At 62.5% G+C, this 21,317-nt stretch carries 22 protein-coding genes; 9 read left to right on the top strand and 13 right to left on the bottom strand.

Translation table 11 applies throughout. The annotated features are described in order from the left end of the window. Positions 1-26 precede the first annotated feature (26 nt). Entirely contained in the window at positions 27-857 is an 831-nt protein-coding gene (locus ACFIQF_RS04655) for a shikimate dehydrogenase family protein (RefSeq protein WP_393940584.1), read from the top strand. A gap of 437 nt (positions 858-1,294) precedes the next feature. Here the strand turns inward: ACFIQF_RS04655 and ACFIQF_RS04660 are convergent, their stop codons facing one another. Genes ACFIQF_RS04660 through ACFIQF_RS04695 form a run of 8 tightly spaced genes read right to left on the bottom strand, consistent with a single transcriptional unit; the run spans position 1,295 to position 10,593 of the window. After that, positions 1,295-2,761 carry an N-acyl-D-amino-acid deacylase family protein gene (locus ACFIQF_RS04660; protein ID WP_393940587.1) on the bottom strand — a complete coding sequence of 489 codons (1,467 nt, stop codon included), beginning with the start codon at positions 2,759-2,761 and terminating at the stop codon, positions 1,295-1,297. Positions 2,762-2,793: 32 nt separating this feature from the next. Next, a complete protein-coding gene (locus ACFIQF_RS04665; protein WP_393940590.1) occupies positions 2,794-3,786 on the bottom strand; it encodes a MurR/RpiR family transcriptional regulator in 993 nt (330 codons plus the stop codon). Next, positions 3,764-5,035 carry an amino acid deaminase gene (locus tag ACFIQF_RS04670; RefSeq protein ID WP_393940593.1) on the bottom strand — a complete coding sequence of 424 codons (1,272 nt, stop codon included), beginning with the start codon at positions 5,033-5,035 and terminating at the stop codon, positions 3,764-3,766. Before ACFIQF_RS04670 ends, ACFIQF_RS04665 begins: the two co-directional genes overlap by 23 nt. Before the next feature lie 11 nt (positions 5,036-5,046). Continuing rightward, complete coding sequence (locus ACFIQF_RS04675) at positions 5,047-6,057, bottom strand: ABC transporter ATP-binding protein (RefSeq protein WP_393940595.1); 1,011 nt, start codon at positions 6,055-6,057, stop codon at positions 5,047-5,049. Further along, complete coding sequence (locus ACFIQF_RS04680; RefSeq protein ID WP_393940598.1) at positions 6,054-7,157, bottom strand: ABC transporter ATP-binding protein; 1,104 nt, start codon at positions 7,155-7,157, stop codon at positions 6,054-6,056. The genes ACFIQF_RS04675 and ACFIQF_RS04680 overlap by 4 nt, the downstream gene beginning before the upstream one ends. Continuing rightward, positions 7,154-8,047 (bottom strand): ABC transporter permease, encoded by an 894-nt coding sequence (locus tag ACFIQF_RS04685; protein ID WP_393940601.1) that lies wholly within the window; start codon positions 8,045-8,047, stop codon positions 7,154-7,156. Before ACFIQF_RS04685 ends, ACFIQF_RS04680 begins: the two co-directional genes overlap by 4 nt. Next, positions 8,047-8,997, bottom strand: coding sequence for an ABC transporter permease (locus ACFIQF_RS04690; RefSeq protein ID WP_393940603.1), 951 nt, complete (start codon positions 8,995-8,997; stop codon positions 8,047-8,049). Before ACFIQF_RS04690 ends, ACFIQF_RS04685 begins: the two co-directional genes overlap by 1 nt. Positions 8,998-9,018: 21 nt before the next feature. After that, entirely contained in the window at positions 9,019-10,593 is a 1,575-nt protein-coding gene (locus ACFIQF_RS04695; protein WP_393940606.1) for an ABC transporter substrate-binding protein, read from the bottom strand. Between the two features lie 131 nt (positions 10,594-10,724). Between ACFIQF_RS04695 and ACFIQF_RS04700 the strand changes: the two genes are divergently transcribed. The 4 genes from ACFIQF_RS04700 to ACFIQF_RS04715 all read left to right on the top strand — a co-directional run bounded on the left by ACFIQF_RS04700 (position 10,725) and on the right by ACFIQF_RS04715 (position 13,749). Continuing rightward, positions 10,725-11,111: a RidA family protein gene (locus tag ACFIQF_RS04700; protein ID WP_393940609.1), complete on the top strand. Its 387-nt coding sequence runs from the start codon at positions 10,725-10,727 to the stop codon at positions 11,109-11,111. 137 nt (positions 11,112-11,248) lie between these two features. Further along, a complete protein-coding gene (locus ACFIQF_RS04705; RefSeq protein WP_393940612.1) occupies positions 11,249-12,217 on the top strand; it encodes a 2-dehydro-3-deoxygalactonokinase in 969 nt (322 codons plus the stop codon). Next, the gene (locus ACFIQF_RS04710) at positions 12,214-12,852 is read left to right on the top strand and encodes a 2-dehydro-3-deoxy-6-phosphogalactonate aldolase (RefSeq protein WP_393940614.1); all 639 of its coding nucleotides are present in this window, start codon (positions 12,214-12,216) and stop codon (positions 12,850-12,852) included. Before ACFIQF_RS04705 ends, ACFIQF_RS04710 begins: the two co-directional genes overlap by 4 nt. A 36-nt stretch (positions 12,853-12,888) precedes the next feature. After that, on the top strand, positions 12,889-13,749 hold the full coding sequence (locus ACFIQF_RS04715) for a leucine-rich repeat domain-containing protein (RefSeq protein ID WP_393940617.1): 861 nt from the start codon (positions 12,889-12,891) through the stop codon (positions 13,747-13,749). Positions 13,750-13,810: 61 nt separating this feature from the next. Here the strand turns inward: ACFIQF_RS04715 and ACFIQF_RS04720 are convergent, their stop codons facing one another. Beyond that, the gene (locus tag ACFIQF_RS04720; RefSeq protein WP_393940620.1) at positions 13,811-15,550 is read right to left on the bottom strand and encodes a dipeptidase; all 1,740 of its coding nucleotides are present in this window, start codon (positions 15,548-15,550) and stop codon (positions 13,811-13,813) included. A gap of 171 nt (positions 15,551-15,721) precedes the next feature. Here ACFIQF_RS04720 and ACFIQF_RS04725 point away from each other — a divergent pair, with 171 nt between their 5' ends. Further along, positions 15,722-16,525, top strand: a complete 804-nt coding sequence (locus ACFIQF_RS04725; RefSeq protein ID WP_393940623.1) for an ASCH domain-containing protein — start codon at positions 15,722-15,724, stop codon at positions 16,523-16,525. 100 nt (positions 16,526-16,625) lie between these two features. Here the strand turns inward: ACFIQF_RS04725 and dtd are convergent, their stop codons facing one another. The 4 genes from dtd to ACFIQF_RS04745 all read right to left on the bottom strand — a co-directional run bounded on the left by dtd (position 16,626) and on the right by ACFIQF_RS04745 (position 19,528). Then, positions 16,626-17,078, bottom strand: coding sequence for a D-aminoacyl-tRNA deacylase (gene dtd, locus ACFIQF_RS04730; RefSeq protein WP_393940626.1), 453 nt, complete (start codon positions 17,076-17,078; stop codon positions 16,626-16,628). A 41-nt stretch (positions 17,079-17,119) separates the two neighbouring features. Continuing rightward, a complete protein-coding gene (locus ACFIQF_RS04735) occupies positions 17,120-18,073 on the bottom strand; it encodes a cation diffusion facilitator family transporter (RefSeq protein WP_393940629.1) in 954 nt (317 codons plus the stop codon). 86 nt (positions 18,074-18,159) lie between these two features. Beyond that, positions 18,160-18,570, bottom strand: coding sequence for an organic hydroperoxide resistance protein (locus ACFIQF_RS04740; RefSeq protein WP_393940632.1), 411 nt, complete (start codon positions 18,568-18,570; stop codon positions 18,160-18,162). A 154-nt stretch (positions 18,571-18,724) separates the two neighbouring features. After that, positions 18,725-19,528 carry an HpcH/HpaI aldolase family protein gene (locus tag ACFIQF_RS04745; protein ID WP_393940635.1) on the bottom strand — a complete coding sequence of 268 codons (804 nt, stop codon included), beginning with the start codon at positions 19,526-19,528 and terminating at the stop codon, positions 18,725-18,727. A 187-nt stretch (positions 19,529-19,715) separates the two neighbouring features. Between ACFIQF_RS04745 and ACFIQF_RS04750 the strand changes: the two genes are divergently transcribed. The 3 genes from ACFIQF_RS04750 (at position 19,716) to ACFIQF_RS04760 (ending at position 21,179) form a co-directional block, all read left to right on the top strand. Beyond that, a complete protein-coding gene (locus tag ACFIQF_RS04750) occupies positions 19,716-20,270 on the top strand; it encodes a phosphatidylglycerophosphatase A family protein (protein ID WP_393940637.1) in 555 nt (184 codons plus the stop codon). Continuing rightward, the gene (locus ACFIQF_RS04755; RefSeq protein ID WP_393940639.1) at positions 20,267-20,785 is read left to right on the top strand and encodes a CinA family protein; all 519 of its coding nucleotides are present in this window, start codon (positions 20,267-20,269) and stop codon (positions 20,783-20,785) included. Before ACFIQF_RS04750 ends, ACFIQF_RS04755 begins: the two co-directional genes overlap by 4 nt. Before the next feature lie 154 nt (positions 20,786-20,939). After that, on the top strand, positions 20,940-21,179 hold the full coding sequence (locus tag ACFIQF_RS04760) for a YMGG-like glycine zipper-containing protein (RefSeq protein ID WP_393940641.1): 240 nt from the start codon (positions 20,940-20,942) through the stop codon (positions 21,177-21,179). Positions 21,180-21,317: the final 138 nt, after the last annotated feature.

Below are 21,317 nucleotides of genomic sequence, written 5' to 3' on the forward strand. Positions count from 1 at the left end.
ACCTCTGAAACTCTCTGCTCTGCGTCATGATCTGCGGCACCACTTCTTTGATAGCGCATATCGGCTATCCGACTTTCACCTTCAAATCGCCGCAGATCTACAACCCGTATTTCCAGCAAGCCGGCATCGACGCGGTGGTCGTCCCCATGGGCTGCCAGGCGCCCGATTACGCGGCGTTTTTACGGGCGGTTTTTACGCTCACCAACATTGCCGGTGCCTTGATCACCATGCCGCACAAGGTGAGCACCGTCGCCCTGCTGGATGAAGCAAGCGTAGCCGTGCAAATTGCCGGCGCCTGCAACGCCGTGCGCCGCAGTGCCGATGGCCGCCTGCAAGGCGATCTCTTCGACGGCGAAGGCTTTGTGCGCGGCGTGCAGCGCAAAGGCTTGGATTTGAGCGGCCAACGTGCGCTGGTTGTAGGCAGCGGCGGCGTAGGTAGCGCCATCGCCGCCTCGCTGGCAGCCGCTGGCGTAGCGCAATTACAGCTGTTTGATGTGCGCCCAGCCGTGGCCGAACAGCTGGCTGTGCGCCTGCGCCAGCACTACCCGCAGCTGCAGGTGAGCACCGGCAGCAAAGACCCGGCCGAGATGGATTTGGTCGTCAACGCCACCCCTTTGGGCATGCAGGCCGACGACCCGCTGCCCATCGATGTTCAGCGCTTACGCCCCGGCTGCATGGTGGGCGAAGTGGTACTGCGCACCGAGATGACCGCCCTGCTGCTGGCCGCGCAACAACGCGGCTGCCTGGTGCAAGTGGGCAGCGACATGCTCTTCGAACAGATCCCCGCTTACCTGGAATTCTTTGGCCTGCCCAGCACCACGCCCGAGCAGCTGCGTGCCGTCGCGCAACTGGGTTGAGACTACCGTTCCCGCGCCAACAAAAATAGTGAATAAGCGCAGCCCATGCAGGCCGTTGGCTGTTCGGCTGTTCAAGATGTCCCCCACCCTTTCAGCCAGCGCCTGCGGACGCAACAAACGCCGGCGGTTTGGCTGCCGAAGAGCAGCCAAACTTCGTACTCTGACTTGCGGCATCTGTCTGAGCGCAGCGCCCTGGCGCGGAGCGAGTTATGCCGCTCGCCGGCGTTTGTTGTGGCCGCAGGTTGCCCCGAAAGTTTCGCACCGCGAAGCTTTCGGGGACGCTGGATGTAGGGCACGTTTCTTTGCCGACTTGCTTGCCGTGCAGCAAGAAAGTCGGTCGCCTGCCGGGGCGAGACCCGGCCAACTGCCGCCAGCAAAGGCCAAACAACGCCAGTTAAACAACCGTCCTAGCGCTTGATGCCGCCAGCATCAAACCCTCACGCCGCCCGCCGCACAAAGCGCCCCCCACGCGCAGACAAAGCACCTTCCGCGCCGGTGTAGCTGAGCACGCCATTCACCCATACCGCCTCAATGCCGTCACTGACCTGCTTGGGGTTTTCAAAGGTTGCGTTGTCTTTGATGGTGCGCGGGTCAAAAACCACCACATCAGCGGCCTTGCCAGCGGCCAGCACGCCGCGGTCGGCCATACGGAACCGCTCCGCCGACAGCCCCGTCATCTTGTGGATCGCCTGCGCCAAACCCAGCACGCCCTTCTCGCGCCAGTACAACGCCAGCACGCGCGGAAAAGCGCCCCACAGGCGCGGGTGCGGGCGCTCGTCGTTGGGCAGACCGTCCGAGCCGATCATGGCCAGCGGGTGCGTGATGACGCGCTGCACATCGTCCTCGCGCATCTGGAAATAGCAGGCATTGCCGGGCTTGAGCTGCACGCAGGTGTCGTACTCGCTCTGGCCCCATTCCTTGGCAATGTCGCGCAGGTAGCGGCCGGCCACCTCGGGGTGCGTTTCGCTGCGGGTGATGAGAATGTCGATCACGCCATCAACCAGGTCTTCGCGCAGCACGGTGGAGCCGGCGGTATACGGGTACACATCCATGGCCAGCTCTTGCTCTTGCGCCAGCTTGTCCACCAGCGGCAAGGTTTGCAAGGTGCGGCCCCAATTGGCCGAACCGGCGCATTTGTGGTGCGACAAAACCAGCGGCAAACCCGATTGCTTGGCCGTGCCAGCGGCTTCCAGCATGGCGTCCAGAATACCTTCGAGCTCATCACGAATATGCGTGGCGTACACGCCGCCATGCTTGGCAGCCACGGTGGCCACGGCCACCAGCTCGTCCATATCGGCCGCATAGGCTTCGCGGTAGAAAATGCCGCTGGACAAGCCCAGAGCACCCGCCTCCATGGCCTCGCGCATATCCTCGGCCATGGCCGCACGCTCTTGGGCATTGGCGGGCCGGTCCAGATCGGCCATGTGCTTGATGCGCAGCGAGGTGTGGCCCAGCAGCGCGGCAATGTTGATGGCAGGCTGCGCCTGGTCAACCGCTGCCGCGTATTCGTGCATGCTGGTAAAGCGAAACTGCTTGTCGCCCAGCAAAGACAAGGGCGCAATCGGCTTGTCCGTCACCACGGGCGCCAGCGAGATGCCGCAGTTGCCGGCGATCACCGTGGTCACGCCTTGGCTCAGTTTGGGCAGCATGCCGGGCGAGTTCAGCGCGGCGGCATCGTCGTGCGTGTGCACGTCGATAAAGCCCGGCGCAATCACCTTGCCGGTGCAATCCACCACCAGCGGGTCTTCCTGCTGCCAGGCCTTGACCCAGGCCGGCTCGGCCGCATCGTTGCCCGGCAAGACGCCGATGATGCGATCGCCTTGCAGCCAGACATCGCCGTTAAATTCGGCGCTGCCGGTGCCGTCCACCACCACGCCATTCCTCAACCACACTCTGCGTTCCATTGCTTGCTTTCCGCGCTGTTGCACCGGCTGGTTCAGCCGTTTTTTCGATTCTTTTTGGCGGCTTTGAGCGCCGAGGCGGCGTCTGCCACTTCCACGCTGCGGCGTTGTTGTGCCGGCTGTTGGAAGCCCATGTATTCGTAGCTGTCGAAACCATGCGTCTCCAGCAGGCGCTTGTACTGGGCCATGCTGCTGACCACGCTGGGGTCGACCAGTTGCGCAAGGCGCACCATCAAAATCTCGATCACCACCAGGTGCGCCAGGTAGGCCTCGGTGCCCACGCGCATCACCGCGTCCTGCGGCACGCTCACGGCCAGCACATGGTCGGCGATCTCGGCCAGCGGCGTGTCGGGCTGGGTGAGCGCCACCACGGTGGCGCCCTGCGCTTTGGCAAACTGCGCCGCCTCCAGCGTGTACGGCATACGGCCAACGTGCGAGATGACAAAGGCCACGCCTTTTTTGCCCAAGGTCGATGCCGACACCAGCTGCTGGTGGGCGTCGAAAATCGCGTTCGCGGTCAGCCCCAGGCGGAACAAGCGGCTTTGCAGTTCTTCGGCCATGAAGGACGAGGCCGAGCCCACCGAATAGCAATCGATGCGCGTGGCCTTGGCCATTTTGGCGGCAGCGGCGTTGATGACGCTCGCATCCAGATTGCGGCCCAGGTTGGTCAGCGCCTCGGCCGCAGCGTGGGATATTTTGCTGATCACTGCCTCGGTCGAATCGTCAGCCTGCACGCTGCGGTGCAAGTGCGAGCCCGATACCGCCAGCGTCTGCGCCAGCGCCACCATGAACTCGCGCACCGAGTCGAAACCAAAGCGGCGGCACATGCGCACGATGGTCGGCATGGATACATTCGCCTGCGCCGCCAGTTGCTCTACCGTGGCCAGCACGGCGGCACCCGGGTCTTGCAAGATGACGTCGATCACCTGGCGCTGCGCCAGGGGCAATTCAGCCTGCTGTTGCTGCAGGACCTGCAAGGTCAGTGCGGGCCGGTTGCTGTTCATGTCAAAACCTTGTCTCGATCGCATCAACCAAGTTCCACGCATCGTCGACCACCGGAAGCCAGCGCCATTTGTCGAAGGTCGTGCAGGGGTGCGAGATGCCGAGCGCAATGCGGTCGCCCACGGCTGGCGTGCCCTGCGCCGGGTCAAAGCGCAAATAGGCGTGCTGGTCGTTGAGTGCGCTGATCTTCCAACCGGCCGGAGCGGCCTGCGCAGTGCTGTTGCCTTGCGGCGCATAGCGCTGTACCGAAGGCAGCTCCAGGTCATAAGAAATGTCGCGGCGGCCGCAGGTCAGCAGCGCCAAGCCCGGCTCGGGCACCGACTGCACCATGGCCCACACTTCCAGCGCGGCCTGCAACGAATCCTGCAGCCCTTCGCGCTGCTCCACCAGCTTGAGCAAGCGCTGGTAATTGCCGTGGTCGTGCGTGATGTAGCAGCCAGAGCGCAGCACGCCCATGAAATTGCGCGCCAGGCCCGCGCCTTGCAGCAGCGGCACCACCAAGTCAAAAATGGCCGAACCGCCAGCGCTCAGAATCGGCTCGGCGTCGGGCAACAAAGCTTGCGCATCGCAGGCCTTGGCAATCTCTACCACGCGGCGCACCAGCTCGGCCACAGCCGGCACATCGTGCGCGCTGTTGCACTGGGTGAGGCCACCTTCGTAGCACTCGATACCGCCCAGGCGCGCAGCGCTCGAAGCGTGGATGGCCTGGGCCAGCGCCATGGCTTCGTCGAAAGTACGCACGCCGGTGCGCTGGCCGGGAATGCCGACTTCCAGCAGCACGTCAAAAACGCGCTGGCTCTTGCGGGCTTGCGCCCAGGCTTCGATGGCACGCAGTTGCGCGATGGAATCCACCAGGAACCAGACGCGCAAATCACTGTGCTGCGCCAGCAAGGCGTCCAGCCCATCCAGGTCAGACGGCGCCCCCACCTGGTTGGCGATGATGGCGCGGCGCATTCCCACTTCCACCCCTACCGACAACTGGTAGATGGTGGCGAAGGTGAGGCCCCAGGCGCCGCCTTTGAGCTGCAGATCAAACAGCTGCGGCGACATGGTCGTCTTGCCGTGCGGCGCAAACTGGATGTTGCGCCGCGCCGCGTAATCCTGCATCCAGCGGGCGTTGTGCGCCAGCGCGGATTGGCGGATGACTGCCAGCGGGTAAGGCAAATCGTCGCGCAGCACATTCCAGCCACGGGCGGCGATTTGCGATGCCTGCACGGGCGCCGCGTTCAGCGGAAAACTCTTGCAGCGGTGGTTCAACTCGAAATCGGGTTGCATGTCCAAATCCTTCAATCTTTGACTTTCCAGCAGGCCTGCAGATGGCCGTCGCCCACGGCACGCAACTGCATGTCGGCCTGGGCGCACTGGCTTTCGGCCTGCGGGCAGCGCGTGCGAAAAACGCAACCGCTGGGCGGGTTCTTGGGGCTGGGCAGATCGCCCGAGAGCAGCGGGATGGTGCGGCGCTGCGCCGGATCGGGGATCGGCGCGGCCGCCAGCAAGGCCTGCGTATACGGGTGGCGCGGCCGGGCGTATAAGGCCTCGGTCGGTGCCACCTCGACCACCCGGCCCAGGTAGAGCACCACCACGCGATCGCAGAGGTATTCCACCACATCCAGGTCGTGGGAAATGAACAACAGCGTGAGGCCCAAACGGTCTTTCAGGTCGCCCAGCAGGTTCACCACCTGGGCCTGGATCGACACATCCAGCGCCGACAGCGGCTCGTCCGCCACGATGAACTGCGGCTGCACCGCCAGGGCGCGTGCAATGCCGATGCGCTGGCGTTGGCCGCCCGAGAATTCGTGCGGAAAACGCTCAGCGTGCTCGGGCCGCAGGCCCACCTGCTCCAGCAGCTCTTCGATGCGCTTTTGCCGCGCTGCGCCGGTGGCCATGCCGTGGGTGGACAAGGCTTCGCCCAGCACATCGCGAATACGCATGCGCGGGTTCAGGCTGGCGTACGGGTCTTGAAAGATGATCTGTATATCCGAGCGCAGCGGCCGCAGCTCGCGCTGGCTCAGGTGCGCCAGATCGACCGTCTTGCCGCCCTTGCGGAACTGCAGGCTGCCAGCGCTGGGCTCGATCAGGCGCGTGAGCAAGCGGCCGATGGTGCTTTTGCCCGAGCCGGATTCGCCCACCAGGCCCAGGGTTTCGCCGGGGAAGATGTCGAAGGACACGTTCTCCACCGCCCGCACCGGGTGTGCGCCGGTGCCAAACTGCTTGCTCAGGTTCTGGATGCGGACCAGCGGCTCGGCCTGGTTGGCGGACACGGCAGCGGGGCGCTCCAAGGTGTTGGTAGTGCTCATGCGCTTTCTCCTGCGCGGATGCAGCGCACCTGGCGCAAAGGCCAGCTGTCTGCGTTCAAAACATCGAGGCCGGGCATGGCGGCTTCGCATGCGGCCAGCTTGTGGCTGCAGCGCGGCGCAAAGGCACAGCCCGGTGGCGGGCTCATGAGGCTGGAGACCTGGCCGGGAATAGCGTCCAGCCGGCGCCTGGGCACAAAGGCGGCTTTGCCGTTTGCACGCACTTCAGCGGCCACGGCTTCCAGCTCGCGCTTGCGCGCCATGCCGGGCAGACAGCCCAACAAGCCTTGCGTGTATGGGTGGCGGGGCGAGGCAAACAGATCGTGCACGCTGGCCGTCTCCACAATGCGGCCGGCATACATCACCGCAATTGCATCGGCGTACTGCGCCACCACGCCCAGGTTGTGCGTGACGAACAGAATGCTCATGCCGGTTTCTTTTTGCAGCCGGCCCATCAGCGCCAGAATCTGCGCCTGGATCGTCACATCGAGCGCGGTGGTGGGCTCGTCGGCAATCAGCAAGGTCGGGTTGCAGGCCATGGCCAGCGCAATCATCACGCGCTGGCGCATGCCGCCCGAGAGCTGGTGCGGGTACTCGTGCACGCGCTGCGCGGCGGCTGGTATCTCCACCAGCTCCAGCATGCGTTGCGCGTGCTTCAAAGCCGCCGCTTTGTCCAAGCCCATGTGCAGGCGCACCGATTCGGCGATTTGCTCGCCCACGGTCAGCACCGGGTTCAGGCTGGTCATCGGCTCCTGGAAAACCATGGCCATTTCGTTGCCGCGCAGCTCGCGCAGCGCCTTGGCGTCGAGCCGCAGCAAATCGACCGTGCGGCCATCGCGCAGCACAAAGTTCGCCTGGCCATCGACCTGCGCATGCGAGGTTTTGGCGTGCAAGCCCATCAGCGACAGGCTGGTGACCGATTTGCCCGAACCCGACTCACCCACCAGCGCCAGCGTCTGGCCGGGCAGGATGCGGAAGCTCACGTCCGAGACGCTTTGCACGCGCCCGCCGTCGGTGGCGAACGAGGTGGAGAGCGAGCGCACCTCCAGCCGGGGTGTAACGGTGGCAGCAGCGCTGGTGTTTTCCGTTGCAGTGCTCATCATGATTTTTTCTTCAGCTTGGGGTCGAGCAAATCGCGCACGCCGTCGCCCAGCAGTTGCAGCGACAAGGCGGTCAACACAATCGCGATGCCGGGCGTCAGGATGGTCCAGAAAGCCTTGTCGGCGTATTCCAGGCTGCCGGCAATCATCGTGCCCCAGGTGGGAATCTCGGGCGGCACGCCCACGCCCAGGAAGGACAGGCCGGCCTCGGCCAAGATGGCGTAGGCAAAGATGAAGGTCACCTGCACCAGCACCGGCGAGAGCAGGTTGGGCAGAATGTGGCGCCACAGAATCATCGGCGTGCTCACGCCCAAAGCCTTGGCCGCATCCACAAACAGCAGCTCACGCAGCACCAGGGTGGAGGCACGCACCACCCGCGCCACACGCGGTGTGTAGACGATGGTGAGCGCCAGAATCACGTTCCACAGCGAGGCGCCCAGGATCGACACCAGGGCAATGCCCAGCAAGATGTCGGGGAAGGCCATCATGGCATCGACCAGGCGCATCAGCGGTGCGTCGAGTCGGCGGAAGTAACCGGCCAGCATGCCGATGAGGGTGCCCAGCACCACGGCGCCCACGGCGGTGAAAAAGCCGATCATCAGCGAATAGCGGGCGCCGTAGATGATGCGCAGCATCACGTCGCGGCCCAACTCATCGTTGCCCGCCCAGTGCGCCCACGAAGGGGCATGCAGACGCAGGCTGATGTTCATGTCGTTGGGGTCGGCATCGGTCAGCATCGGGAAGAAGATGGCCAGCAGCGCAATCAGCAGCAGCACAATGGCGCTCACCAGCACAATCTTGCGGGCGAACAGGCGCTTCAGGGTTTTGACCCAGTTGGCGTTGGCCCAGCTGGAGCTTGCGGCCACAGCAGCGGGAGCAGTTGTTGCATTCATCACTTGCCCTCCAGACGGATGCGTGGATCGACCACGGTGTACAGCAGGTCGATCGCCAGGTTGATGAACACGTAGATCGCCGCAATCACCAGCAAGGTGCCCTGGATCACCGGGTAGTCGCGGCGCAGCACGGCGCGCACCACCAGGTTGCCCACGCCGGGCAGGTTGAACACGGTCTCGGTCACCACGGTGCCGCCAATCATCAAAGCCAGGGTCAGGCCCAGCACGGTGACGATCGGCACCAGCGCATTGCGCAGCACATGCTTGATCAGCACCACGCCTTCGGCCAGGCCCTTGGCGCGGGCGGTGCGCACATAGTCTTCACCCAGAATGTCGAGCACCGAAGCGCGGGTGAAGCGGATCACCAGCGCCGAGTTGAGCACGCCCAGCACAATGGCGGGCAGCAGCAGGTGCTGGATGCGGTCGAGGAAAGAGGCATCCGGATCGCCATAGCCCGAGGCCGGAAACCAGCCCAGGTGCACGGCAAAAATCTGGATCAGAATCAGGCCGAACCAGAAGCTCGGAATGCTGGCGCCCAGCATGGCCACGGTGCTGACAATCTGGTCTGCCCAGCTGCCGCGCCACACGGCAGCGGCCATGCCGCAAGGCACGCCGATCAAGGCCGCAATCGACACGGCAAACAGCGCCAGAAACAAAGTGGGCTCGGCGCGCTCCAGCAGCGCATGCGTGACCGGCATTTGCAAGAACAGCGACTGGCCCAGGTTGCCCTGCAGCACCTGGCCGATCCACAGCACGAACTGCGTGGTCAGTGGCTTGTCCAGACCGTATTGCACGCGCGCGGCGGCAATGTCGGCCGCGGTGGCCTGGTCGCCCAGCAGCAGCGCCACCGGATCGCCCGAGGCCAGGCGCGTGAGCAGAAACACCAGCACGGCGACGATGGCGAGCACCACCAGCGCGCCGCCCAGGCGCTTGAGAAGAAATTGCACCATGGCTAAACCCGAGAGCGCTGCTTACTTGGCGAGCGAGGTGTTCCAGAAGAAGGGCCAGGGCATGGGCGCGTAGCCTTGCAGCTTGGCCGAGCGGGCCGACAGCGCGTTGAACTTGCCCACTTCGACAAACGGCACTTCGTCATAAATCAGGCCTTGCACCTTGCCCCACAGCGGGCCACGCTTGGCCACGTCAGGCTCGCCATTGAAGGCTTGCAGCGCGGCCTTCTTGGTCTCCGTCTCCCACCAGCCAGGTGCGCCGCTGCCCATTTGTGGCGGCGACAGCATGGGCTCGGGGAACAGGCCGGAGTGGGTCATGTACACGTCCCACAGCTTGGCATCGTTGCGGCGCTGCACCAGGGTGGCCCAGTCCACCACCTGCAGCTCGGTTTTGAAACCGGCGCGCTTCAAGTGCTCGGCCATCACCAGCGCCATGTTGTAGTGGAACTCGTACTGGCGGCTGGCCATGATGCGAATCGGCTCAGCCTTGTAGCCGGCCTTGGCAGCCAGGTCCTTGGCCGCTTGCGGGTTCTTCTGGTTGTACTGCTTGGCGCCGGCGTCCGAATAGTAAGGCGTGCCCTTGGGGAAGAAATTGGGCTCGGCGGCAAAGAAGCGCTTGTCGCCAAAACCGGCTTGCAGCATTTCTGCCGGGCCCATGGCGGTTTGCACGGCCTGGCGCAGCTCCTTCTTGGCCAGCACGCCTTCCTTGGTGTTGAAGACGATGTAAGGGAAGCCGAAGTTCTGCGTCAGGATCGGCACCACATTGGGCGCGCCCTTTTCGATACGGCCCATGGATTCGACCTGCAGCAGATCCGAGTAGTGGAACTGGCCCGAGAGCACGCCTTCCACGCGCGTCGTGGCATTGGGCACGGGCACAAAACGCAGCTCGTCCAGCAGCGCCTCGCGCTTGCCGGCATAGCCGCTGGCCGGTTCGCTGCGGGCAGCGTATTCGTCAAAACGGGCCAGCACGGTGTACTGGTCGGGCTTGCGCTCCTTGAGCTTGTAGGGGCCGGTGCCAATAAAGTCTTTGAGCTGCGCAGCCACCGCTTCCTTGGGCATGATGCCGGCCATGCCGCTGGGCATGGCCAGGTGCGCCAGCAGCGGCGCGTACACCGCCTTGAGCTTGAACTCCACCGTCAGCGGGCCTTTGGCGGCCAGGGTCACGCCCTCTTGCGCCACGGCCTTGCCGCGAGCCGACACTTCCATCCAGCGCGTGAGCGAGGCCACCACATCGTCAGCCGTCATCTCTTTGCCATTGTGGAACTTGACGCCCTTGCGCAAGGTGATGGTGTAGGTCAGACCATCAGCGGAGATCGCCGGCATGCCTTCGGCCAGCAGCGGCTTGATGTTCCACTGCGCATCAAAAGTGTAGAGCGGCTCGTACACGTGCTGCATGATGGTGCCGACCAGATCGGTCGCGCTGATCATCGGGTCGAGGCTCTGGGGCTCACCAATCATGGCCAGGTTGGCCGCACCGCCCTTGGCGCCCGCTTGCGCCCAGGCCGCGCCTGCAGGCAAACCGAGGACGCCCGCCGCCACCAGGGCCGAGGCAAGCAGTTGGCGACGCGTAGTCTGGGGAAGCAGGGCGAAGGCGTTCATGGCGTGGGCTTTCTTGTCGTGGTTGAAGAAAATAAATTACATAAACAACCCGATAAACTGCATCAAACCCGGATAATTTGACAGTTTTTGGTGTTGTTGATGTAATATCTTTACATAAAGGAGGCTTTTTCATGCCAGTAGTTACCCTAGGTCAATCCCCCGTCGCGTCCGATCGTCTGGCGCGCCCCCTCTCGCCCGCCGTGCGCGCTGGCGACTTTGTTTTTGTCTCGGGCACCGTGCCCACCGACGACCAGGGCGTGGTCGTGCAAGGCGGTATCGAGGTGCAAACGCGCCAGGTCTTCAAGCGCCTCGAAGAAGCGCTGGCCCTGGGCGGCTGCACGCTGGCCGATGTGGCCAAGGTCAATGTCTGGCTGGACGATCCGCGCGATTTCGCCGCCTTCAACCGCGTCTACATGGAATGCTTTGGCGAGCACCGCCCGGCCCGCTCCACCGTGGAATCGCGCTTGATGATCGACGCCAAGGTCGAGATCGACGTGACGGCCTACAAGCCGCTGTAAATTCCTTACATGCACGCAGCCAGGCCGGTCCACCACGCGACGCGCCTGCTGCCCACGCACTTCTACAATCCGCACCAGCGCCTGCCCTGCACGCTGGTGCTTTGTTTTGCCCCTTCACCACAGCCACCTACAGCGCCATGTCCAGCCCACCCAAGTTTGCTGCCCGCCGCCCTGGCGACACCCGCCCGCGCATGATCGCCATCGACTGGGGCACCACCTCGCTGCGCGGCGTGCTGGTCGATGCCAGCGGCCAGATCGCTGCGCAACGCGCACTGCCGCAAGGCATATTGCAAGTGCAAGCCGGCGAGTTTGCCGACGCCTTTGCCCAGCACTTTGGCGATTGGCTTGCGCTGCAGCCCGATGTCTGCCTGCTCTCGGGCATGATCGGCAGCCGCCAAGGCTGGCAGGAAGCGCCCTACTGCCCCTGCCCGGCCGACTTTGACGCACTGTGCCGCCAGCTGCTGTGGCTGGACAGCGCACAAGGCGTGCCCACCGCCATCGTGCCCGGCATGAGCACCGCGCCGCAAGCCCAGGTGGATGCGGTGAACGGCGTGCCGGACGTGATGCGCGGCGAAGAAATCCAGGTGATAGGCGCACTGCGTTTGATGCAGCAAAGCAGCGGCCTGCTGGTGCTGCCGGGCACGCACAGCAAGTGGGTGCAGGCGCACAAGCACAGCATCACCAGCTTCAAAACCTTCATGACGGGCGAGCTGTTTGCGCTGCTCGCCCAGCACTCGATTTTGGGCAAAACGCTGGACAGCAGCGCGCCGCTGGACGAAGCAGCTTTTACCCAAGGCCTGGAGCGCGCCCGCAGCAGCGACGCACTCAGCCACCTGCTGTTCGGCATGCGCGCGCTGAGCCTGTTCAACGCCATGAACCCGGCGCAAGCGGCCAGCTACCTGTCGGGCCTGCTGATAGGCCAAGAGCTCAGCACCATGCAGCCTGCTGCTGGCACCCGTGTGGCCTTGATCGGCTCGCCCGCACTGCTGCAGCGCTACACGCTGGCCTTGCAACACGCGGGCTGCGAAACCGCAGCCTTTGGCGACGAAGCCACCTGGGCCGGCCACCAAGCCATTTACGACCACCTCACAAAGACCACCGCATGACTTTGATTGACCGCTTCCAAACCCTGCAAGCCCAGCTGCCGCTGATCGCCATTCTGCGCGGCCTGCAACCGAGTGAATCCGTCGACGTGGGTGCCGCGTTGCACGCCGCAGGCTTTGGCCTGTGGGAAGTACCGCTGAACTCGCCCGAGCCGCTGCAAAGCATTGCCAACATGCGAGCCGCCTACCCCGAAGTACTGGTAGGCGCAGGCACGGTGCTGACCGTGCAACAAGTGCGCGAAGTGCATGCCGCCGGCGGCCAGCTCATCATCTCGCCCAACTGCAACCCAGCCGTGATCGACGAGTCGGTCAAGCTCGGCCTCATCAGCCTGCCTGGCGTACTGACGCCAACCGAAGCCTTTACGGCACTGGAACACGGCGCCCACGGCCTGAAAATTTTCCCCGCCGAACTCGCCTCCCCCGCCGTCGTCAAAGCCTTGCTGGCCGTACTGCCCAAGGGCACCGGCATCTACCCGGTCGGCGGCATTTCGCCCGACAACATGGCACCCTGGCTGCAAGCCGGCGCCGCCGGTTTTGGCATTGGCTCTTCGCTGTTCAAACCCGGAAAGACGGCTGCGCAAGTGGGCTTGGATGCGCAGGCTTTTGCGGGCAATTGGCGTGCTTTGCAGAACAGCTGAGTACATAGCTGCAATGCGTAACCGGAGGCAGCGCATATGACCATCTCCCCAGACGCGCAGGGATGGTATGCATTGGAGCGCGATATTGAACTCTGTGCCGTTGAACAACTTCGACAGGCCGGCCCCATTGCCCAACTCTCAGTCTCCAAGGTCCCGCTGGTCACCGTCAAGCTGGCCAAACGTCTGGTAGAGCTTCCGGTCGACAGGCTGTGGCTTTGGTCCAAGGTGACCCGCCGCGCCATGCGGCAGATCATTCAAATTCCCGGTCTTCGGGTTCTGGATGTTTTCAGCATGACAGGGCCGAGCAGCTTGAGATACTTTGCCAAGGCGCAGAGTCTGGAGGAGTTCCGCGCCAACCTGTACATGACGCGGGAAGATCTTCTGGAAGTTGCCCAATGCCCGACACTCAAAGAGATCAGTGCGCAGGGCTCAGAACTGACTCCCGACGCTCTTGCCGCCATCTTGGCACTGCCGCAATTGACCAGGCTGGACATAGAGGCCACGCGCTTTGATGACCGCATGGCAAAAAGACTCAGCAGCTCTAGAACCATCGAAACACTGGATATTGGCGGCACGCCTGTTACCGGCATCGGTCTGGAATATTTGCTGCGAATGGAGCAACTGCGATCGCTTGATCTGTGGGCTACACACATCACGGAAGCTGATCTGCCACGCCTGCAAGACCTGCCGAACTTGGAATACCTCTCGCTTGGCAACTATGACCAGCATGTTCAGTTAGATGCAGATGCGGTCTGCCAACTGGTTCTGCAACTGCCCAGTATCAAACGGGTTTGGCTGGATGGCATTGTGCTGAACACCACTCAGAAAGCGGCATTGGAACAGAAGCTTGAATCACTGAGAGTGACGTCGCTGCCAGATTTTTCTTTTGACTCGTAATAAAAAAATGCCCATCGGCCCCAATGGCCAACGGGCAATTTTTTATCGTTAAAGAAGAGGCTTACTGCATCTTCTGCAGATTACCAATCCGCACCAGCATCTCGGTAAACATCTGCATATCCGCTTGCAGATCCGGCACTTCCTTGTATTCCAGTGCGTTGTGCGCCGTGTACTTTTTGCCCGGCATCGCAGGGCCAAAGTTGATGGCATTGGGCATCAGCTTGGCGGTGGTGCTGCCGGCGGTGGGCACGGGCTTGGCGTCGAGGCCGGTGGTGTCGCCAAAGATGTTCAGCAAGGTCGAGAGCCACGCGCCCTTGGGATCGCGGGCCATCCAGTTGCCCTGGGTGTAGTCGATCTTCACCGGCACATTCGCGGCCGCACTCCAGTTGGCAATGCTTTTCTCCACTTCGGCCTTCAGTTGCTCGGGCGTCTTGCCACGCGGCATGCGGGCGTTGGCGGTGACTTCCAACTGGCCGTTACCAGGTTTGATGAAGTTGGGCGAAATGGTGAGCGGGCCCATAAAGTCGTCGGCATAAGCCAGACCCAGGCCCTTGCCAAAGTAATCCAAGCCATACACGCCGTTGATGTAGCGCAGCGCGTTGCTGTACTGGTTGGCCTGCACCAAAGGCTTGGCGTCGGCCAACAGCGTTTGCTGCAGGAACAGCGCCAAACGCGGCACAGGGTTCACGCCTTCTTCGGGGCGCGAGCCGTGGGCGGAGCTGCCGGTGACCTTGATGTCGATTTTGTTGGCAGCAGGCGCAATGTCGATGCTGAATTGGCCGAACTGCTGGTTCTGCGCCACGAATGCATCCTTGGCGGCCTGCAGTTTTTGCGCCACGGCGGCCAGCGCAGCCGCATCACCCGCTTCAATGGCAGCGGTAGCGGTTTGCGCAATAGCGTTGGACGAAGCCGCGCCCACCATGGCAGTGATGGCGGGCTGCTGTGCATCGGACTTCACATCGGCAAAGTACGCCTTGATAGCGCCCGTTCCCTTCTCGGCCACCACGGCGGGGTACTTGCTGTCGAGCACGATGTTGTACTCGGGCAGCTTGGTCTTGCCCTGGTAGTACTTCATCGCATCGCCACCAGTTTCTTCAGTGGTTTCGATCATCAGGCGGATGCTGCGCTGCAAAGGCAGCTTGGCTTCTTTGACCGCCTTCATCGCATACAGCACGGTCGCGATGGAGCCTTTGTCATCGATAGTGCCGCGGCCGTAGAGCTTGTCGCCGATACGGGTGACCTTGAAGGGGTCGAGCTGCTGGCCATCGACCACCCATTCGGCAGGCACCACAGGCACCACATCGGCGTGCGTGAGAATGCCGAATTCCTCGCTGCCCGTGCCAGGCAGAGTGACTTCAAAAATGCGGTTGTCGACGTTGCGGTACTGCAGGCCAAAGTCCTTGGCCATCTTCTCCACCATCACACCAAAGTCGATGATGGCCTTGTTCTCGTGCGGCGCAATCTTGGCATCGCGCACCGTGGGCAAAGCCACCATTTGCGTGATGCTTCCCAGCACTTGCTGCTCTTGCGTCAGGCGCGTGTAGAGCCCCAGCAAACGCGCCACATTGGCCAGCTCTTCGCCTTGCAACTGCTCGCCCTGCACATAACGCTGCACGGCATTGCCAATGCTCGCGTCTTGCTGCGCCGCATTGATCAGAAACTGCGGGAAAGTAGCCGGCGTCTTGATGGCATCGGCAGCAATGGCATCGAGTGCCGGCTTTTTGAGCAAATCAGCCTGGGCAGCGGCACAAGCCAGCGCAATGCTGATGGCCAGCGCGGTGTGACGAAATACGGTCTTCATAGGATCGGTCTCTGGTTATCAAAAGACGAGGGTGGAACTTTTCCACCCTCCAAAAAATATTGTCTCGATTGTAATTGGCGACGTTTGAACTACTCTCAACATGCTCTAGACTACAAGTTCAAAACTTCTTTAAGTGATCTCTGTCTAAATAGTGACTGAGTACTAAATTTTATGTTTTCCTTTTTTCGTTCTACTCCGAAATTGACTCCTCTCGAAACAGGCAAATCCAAGGTTAGACAGCTTGTAAAGAAACATCTTCAAACATTAGTGTTGAAGCGGCGATCAGGGATTACAAAGGATGCCTATGGAATTATTGATGGTAGCCGTTGGAATTCAGAGGCTCAGTACTTCATGAACAAGGTAGTCCTGCCCGAGCTTACTCTTGCAGAAACCATTGCAATTGGAGATCACCTCAACGAGGTGGCCAATGAAATCGTCGAAGCAATAGTGAGTGCAGAATGTTACCGCCTTCACGATGCAGGCCAACTAGACATGACTGTACCAGTTAGTGATTCGCAAAGCCTCAAAAAACCGAACGCAGCCCAGAAGACACCAGTGACCAGCAAAAATACAGAACCGATGTTTGAGCTTAATCGCGGGCTGATTATTCGACCGGAGCCATTAGAAAAAATATTATCCGGACAAAAAATCTGGGAAATGCGCTCTAGGGCAACAAAAATAAGGGGGCCAATCGCACTCATTAAAAAGGGAAGCAAGGCCATCTATGGAATCGCTCACATTACAGATTCACGTGGACCACTAAGTCGAGAGGAAATGGAGAAAACAGTTCGACATCATGGCATCACTACTGATCGCATTGACTCAGAAGAAGTGGCCGCTTACCGTCATGCATGGGTTCTCGAAAAAATTCAACGACTAGACCGGCCGATCCCCTATCAGCATAGTGGAGGAGTTACCTTTGTAACTCTTGATCCATACGCAGTTTCTCAACTCCAATCTGTAATGAAGTTATGAAGGTAGTTAGAGTCCATTACCTTACATAAGTCCCCTGTAAGTGCAGGAATAAGATCTACCCACTTTTCACGCATACAGGCAACTACAAACCATAAATTTGTCACCCAATTACCGGCGCAATCCGCAAAGGAATCGTCACCGGCCCGTCGTTCATCAAATACACCTTCATATCCGCACCAAAACTGCCCGTGCCAACCACCGGGTGCAGCTTGCGGGCCTGCGCCACCACGTAGTCGTAAAGCCGCTCACCTTCGGCTGGCGGGGCGGCGTTGGTGAAGCTGGGGCGGTTGCCGCCGGTGGTGTCGGCGGCCAGCGTGAACTGGCTGACGATGAGCAGGCCGCCGGCCACGTCGACCACACTCTTGTTCATCTTGCCGGCATCGTCTTGGAAGATGCGCAGCTTGAGCATTTTGGCCAGCAGCTTGTCGGCCTCGGCTTCGGTGTCGCCTTTTTCGGCGCATACCAGGGCTAACAGGCCTTGGCCAATTTGGCCGATTACCTGGCCATCGACTTCGACACGCGCTTCGCGCACGCGTTGCAACACGCTGATCATTCCTCACACTCCTGGGCTGCCACATGCAGCCAAGCGCGCCATCATAGGCCCTGTCCGGCCTGCTCGGCCTGCTCGGCCTGTTCGGCTACTTCGCTGCGGGTCTGCACGCCGGTGGGCAGCACTTCCATGGTGATGCGCGCACTGGGTACGGCTTGCAGCAAGGCGGCTTCCAGATCCATGCGCTTGCGGGTGGCGCGCTCCAGGCTCCAATCGCCGGGCATGTGCAGATGCAGGTCGATAAAGTTGAGCGCACCTGCGCGGCGCGTGCTGAGCTTGTCGCAATACACGCCCTGGCCGGTGCGGGTGGCAAAGTCTTGCACGCAGGCTTCGATACGGGCCAGGGTTTCGGGTTCGACGGCTTCGTCCATCAGCCCTTGGGATGAATCCCAGATCATCTTTCCGCCCTCTCTCAAGATGTGCAGCGCCACCGCTATGGCCAGCACGGCATCCAGCCAATGCCAGCCGGTCCACATAGCCAGCAGCAGGCCGGCAACCACGCCCAGCGAGGTCCAGACATCGGTCATCAGGTGGCGGCCATCGCCTTCCAATGCGGCCGAGCGGTGCTGCTTGGCGGCACGCAGCATGACCACGCCCAGCCCGCCGTTGAGCACGGTGCTGATGAGCGACAGCGCCATGCCCCAGCCCAGTTGTTCCAAGGGTTGCGGGTGCAGCAGGCGGTGGACCGAGGCCCACAAGATGGCCATGGCGGCGCCAAAAATCAGCAGGCCTTCAAAGCCGGAAGAGAAGTATTCGGCCTTGGTGTGGCCGTAGGGGTGCTCGTCGTCGGCCGGGCGTTTGGCGATGGTGACCATGCCCAGCGCAAACAGGGCGCCCACCAGGTTGACCAATGATTCGAGCGCATCAGAGAGCAAGCCGACCGAGCCGCTGATGGCCCAGGCCACGGTTTTGAGCGCAATGGTGGCAATGGCGACGACGACCGAGATGCGCAGCAGGTTCTCGGGCGTGGTCCAGCGGCTGGCGGTGGGAGAAGACATCGTGGCAAATCTTGGGTGTTATGGGGCCAAACTCGCCACGATGGTAGCCGCAAACACGCTTGAGGTGCGGCTGGTGCTGCGCCGCCTCAGGCGACAGTCAGTGTCTTGTTGATGTTGCCGCGGGTGGCGTTAGAGTAAGGGCAGACCAGATCGGCGTCATGCACCAGTTTTTCGGCAGCGGCTTTGTCCATGCCGGGCAGGTGGATGGTCATGCGCACGGCAATGCCGAATACATCGCCCACCGGGCCCAGATCCACTTCGGCGTCGATCGCGGTTTCTGCCGGCAGCGTGATTTTTTGCCGGGCCGCCACCGCCTTCATGGCGCCCAGAAAGCAGGCCGAGTAGCCGCTGGCAAACAGTTGCTCGGGGTTGACGCCTTTGCCGCCGGGCGCGGTGAGCGTGATGTCGAGCTTGCCGTCGTCGCTGCGCGAGACGCCTTCGCGGCCACCGGTGCTGTGGGCGCGTGCGGTGTACAAAACCTTGTCGAGCTGGGCCATGGGTTTCTCCTGTGGATAAACAAAGGGACAGCGCTGCCAAAGCAGCGCCAGCAAACCTCCATTAAAAACCAGGCGTCCGCCCGGCGCTGTCAGCGCGGGCTGACGATCCGGGCTGAAACGCCTGTTTTTTGCCCGCCCCGCCAGCGCAGCCGCATCAGTAAGCCGTCTGCACCACGGTGCCGCTGTCGGCCACAAACTTGGCGGCTACGCCATCGGCGGCGCTGCGCAGCAAGATCAAATCCATGGCCACGGCCACGAATTGCGCGCCCAAGGCCAGGCATTCGCGGGCGCGGGTTTCGTCCACCATCAGAATACCGGGCGCCTTGCCGGCAGCGCGGATGCGGCGGATGGCGTCGTTGATGGCGGCGTCTACCGCCGGATGGCGCGGCTGGCCAGGGTAGCCCATGCTGGCCGAGAGATCGGCTGGGCCGATGAAGATGCCGTCCACGCCGTCAATCGCGGCGATGGCTTCGATCTCGGCCAGCGCCTCTTGCGTCTCTACCTGCACCAGCAGGCACAGCTCCTGCTGCGCTTGCGCGATGTAGCTGCTGTCGCGGCCAAAGTTGCTGGCGCGCGTGGAGCCGCCCATGCCGCGTATGCCGGCTGGTGCATAGCGCATGGCATCCACGGCAGCCTGCGCTTCTTGCGCGTTCTGCACAAATGGCACCAGCAGGGTTTGCGCGCCAATATCGAGGTAGCGCTTGATCAGCACGCTGTCGTTCCAGGCCGGGCGCACTACGGCGCTGGTGGGGCGCGGTTGCAGCGACGCATCCAGCGCTTGGAGCTGCGCCATGACTTGCGGCACGTCGTTGGGCGAGTGCTCGGTGTCGAGCATGATCCAGTCGTAACCGCTGCCGCCGAGCAGCTCGGTCACATAAGGCGAAGGAAAGGCCGACCACAGCCCGATCTGGGCCTGGCCGGCGGCGAGTGCGTGTTTGAAGCGGTTGGTTTGGGGCATGAAAATCTCCTCCAGTGGTCGTGAGAGTGCGGGCCGCGCAGCGCATGAAAAAAGCCGCTCCATGGGCAGGCAGCGGCAGACGCGAGCAGCAAGCAAACCGGTTCCAAACAGTTTACACAGGCGGAGCGGCAGCCACTGTCCGCTTCGCGCGGGCCTGCACGGGCTGACGCGGGCTTATGATTGGCAGATGAGCGATGCGCCTTTTTCTCCAACCCACACCACGGCCGCAGCCGAAACGCCTGCACCGCGCCGGCCTAACTGGGCTTTCATGCTGGCCCATCCGCTGCACTGGGTAGCCCTGGGTTTTGGCTCGGGCCTCAGCCCCAAAGCGCCCGGCACGGTGGGCACGCTGTGGGCCTGGGTCGCGTATCTGGTGCTGCAGCTGTGGCTCACGCCGCAGGCCATCGGCATCGTGATTGCGGTGTCAATTCCGCTGGGCTGGTGGGCTTGCACGGCCACTGCTCGCCACATGGGCGTGGCCGATCCGGGCAGCATCGTCTGGGACGAAGTGGTGGCCTTCTGGATTATTTTGTGGCTGGTCATGCCCACCGGTTTCTGGGGCCAGCTGTGGGCGTTTGTGCTGTTCCGGTTTTTCGACGCGGTCAAGCCGCAACCCGTGCGCTGGGCCGACCAGTGCTTCAAGGGCTTTGGCTGGCGCGGCGGTTGGGGCATCATGTGGGACGATCTGGTGGCGGCCTTTTGCACGCTGCTGGTGATTGCACTGTGGAGGCATTTTGTATGAACGCGACTGCCGCTTTGCTGACCAAGGACGAGTTGCCCACGCCCGAGTACGTGGCACAACTGGCCAACCTGCTGACCGCCAAGGGCTGGATGCTGGCCACCGCCGAGAGCTGCACCGGCGGCCTGATTGCCGGCGCCTGCACCGAGCGCCCCGGCTCCAGCCAATGGGTCGATTGCGGCCTGGTCACCTATTCCAACCGCGCCAAATCGGCGCTGCTGGATGTGCCTGCGGCCTTGATCGCCGAGCACGGCGCCGTGAGCGAGCCGGTGGCCCGCGCCATGGCGCAAGGGGCCATCCAGCAATCGCAGGCCCAGGTGAGCGTGGCGGTGACCGGCGTGGCCGGGCCCGATGGCGGCACTCCTGCCAAGCCCGTTGGCACAGTCTGGTTTGGTTGGCAAGTGGCGGGCCTGGTGTTCAGCGAGGTGATGCGCTTCGAAGGCGACCGGCACGCTATCCGCCAAGCCACGGTCAACCATGCACTGCGCCGACTCGTTGAACATATATCCGGGCTGTGAAAACAGCCCGTCAGAACCGTCTGACGATCAAGGACAGCCTTGACCGATCACCGCAGCGCCCCGGTTGCTGCACACTGTTGTCATGGTCTGGTTCACGCTTGAGGCCACGCGCTGTTTGCCTGAACACCCATGACCGCTATTCCGAGGAGGATTTATGAAACGATTTGCTTTGACCCTGGCTACTGCCGCACTGGCGACCTCGCTGCTGAGCGCTTGCGCCAGCAACCCCAGCAACGCCCAGATAGGCGCCGGTGTGGGCGCCGTGGCTGGCGGCGTGTTGGGTGATGCCGTGTTCGGCTCCACGCTGGGCACCGTTGGCGGCGCCGCAGCCGGTGCCTATTTCGGCCACCAAGTGGGCGACAACATGGACGGCAACCGCCGCAACCGCCGCTGATCTGCCACTGCTGTCACAACCAACCGGGCCTCGCGCCCGGTTTTTTGTGCCTGTTACAGCGCCACGGCACTTGCTCGCGCCGTGGTCCACAAATGTTGGATTTTCTTGAACGGGCGGGGAAGCCAAAAGCCTGAATGC

The organism is Comamonas trifloxystrobinivorans (assembly GCF_043359985.1).
GTDB lineage: Bacteria > Pseudomonadota > Gammaproteobacteria > Burkholderiales > Burkholderiaceae_C > Comamonas > Comamonas trifloxystrobinivorans.

Coding starts and splice junctions, on each gene's coding strand:
- ACFIQF_RS04690 (WP_393940603.1), bottom strand. CDS start 8,997: ATGGTGCAATTTCTTCTCAAGCGCCTGGGCGGCGCGCTGGTGGTGCTC.
- ACFIQF_RS04675 (WP_393940595.1), bottom strand. CDS start 6,057: ATGAGCACTACCAACACCTTGGAGCGCCCCGCTGCCGTGTCCGCCAAC.
- ACFIQF_RS04705 (WP_393940612.1), top strand. CDS start 11,249: ATGTCCAGCCCACCCAAGTTTGCTGCCCGCCGCCCTGGCGACACCCGC.
- ACFIQF_RS04680 (WP_393940598.1), bottom strand. CDS start 7,157: ATGATGAGCACTGCAACGGAAAACACCAGCGCTGCTGCCACCGTTACA.
- ACFIQF_RS04760 (WP_393940641.1), top strand. CDS start 20,940: ATGAAACGATTTGCTTTGACCCTGGCTACTGCCGCACTGGCGACCTCG.
- ACFIQF_RS04715 (WP_393940617.1), top strand. CDS start 12,889: ATGACCATCTCCCCAGACGCGCAGGGATGGTATGCATTGGAGCGCGAT.
- ACFIQF_RS04725 (WP_393940623.1), top strand. CDS start 15,722: ATGTTTTCCTTTTTTCGTTCTACTCCGAAATTGACTCCTCTCGAAACA.
- ACFIQF_RS04720 (WP_393940620.1), bottom strand. CDS start 15,550: ATGAAGACCGTATTTCGTCACACCGCGCTGGCCATCAGCATTGCGCTG.
- ACFIQF_RS04700 (WP_393940609.1), top strand. CDS start 10,725: ATGCCAGTAGTTACCCTAGGTCAATCCCCCGTCGCGTCCGATCGTCTG.
- ACFIQF_RS04695 (WP_393940606.1), bottom strand. CDS start 10,593: ATGAACGCCTTCGCCCTGCTTCCCCAGACTACGCGTCGCCAACTGCTT.
- ACFIQF_RS04655 (WP_393940584.1), top strand. CDS start 27: ATGATCTGCGGCACCACTTCTTTGATAGCGCATATCGGCTATCCGACT.
- ACFIQF_RS04660 (WP_393940587.1), bottom strand. CDS start 2,761: ATGGAACGCAGAGTGTGGTTGAGGAATGGCGTGGTGGTGGACGGCACC.
- ACFIQF_RS04735 (WP_393940629.1), bottom strand. CDS start 18,073: ATGTCTTCTCCCACCGCCAGCCGCTGGACCACGCCCGAGAACCTGCTG.
- ACFIQF_RS04685 (WP_393940601.1), bottom strand. CDS start 8,047: ATGAATGCAACAACTGCTCCCGCTGCTGTGGCCGCAAGCTCCAGCTGG.
- ACFIQF_RS04665 (WP_393940590.1), bottom strand. CDS start 3,786: ATGCGATCGAGACAAGGTTTTGACATGAACAGCAACCGGCCCGCACTG.
- ACFIQF_RS04740 (WP_393940632.1), bottom strand. CDS start 18,570: ATGGCCCAGCTCGACAAGGTTTTGTACACCGCACGCGCCCACAGCACC.
- ACFIQF_RS04750 (WP_393940637.1), top strand. CDS start 19,716: ATGAGCGATGCGCCTTTTTCTCCAACCCACACCACGGCCGCAGCCGAA.
- ACFIQF_RS04670 (WP_393940593.1), bottom strand. CDS start 5,035: ATGCAACCCGATTTCGAGTTGAACCACCGCTGCAAGAGTTTTCCGCTG.
- ACFIQF_RS04710 (WP_393940614.1), top strand. CDS start 12,214: ATGACTTTGATTGACCGCTTCCAAACCCTGCAAGCCCAGCTGCCGCTG.
- dtd (WP_393940626.1), bottom strand. CDS start 17,078: ATGATCAGCGTGTTGCAACGCGTGCGCGAAGCGCGTGTCGAAGTCGAT.
- ACFIQF_RS04755 (WP_393940639.1), top strand. CDS start 20,267: ATGAACGCGACTGCCGCTTTGCTGACCAAGGACGAGTTGCCCACGCCC.
- ACFIQF_RS04745 (WP_393940635.1), bottom strand. CDS start 19,528: ATGCCCCAAACCAACCGCTTCAAACACGCACTCGCCGCCGGCCAGGCC.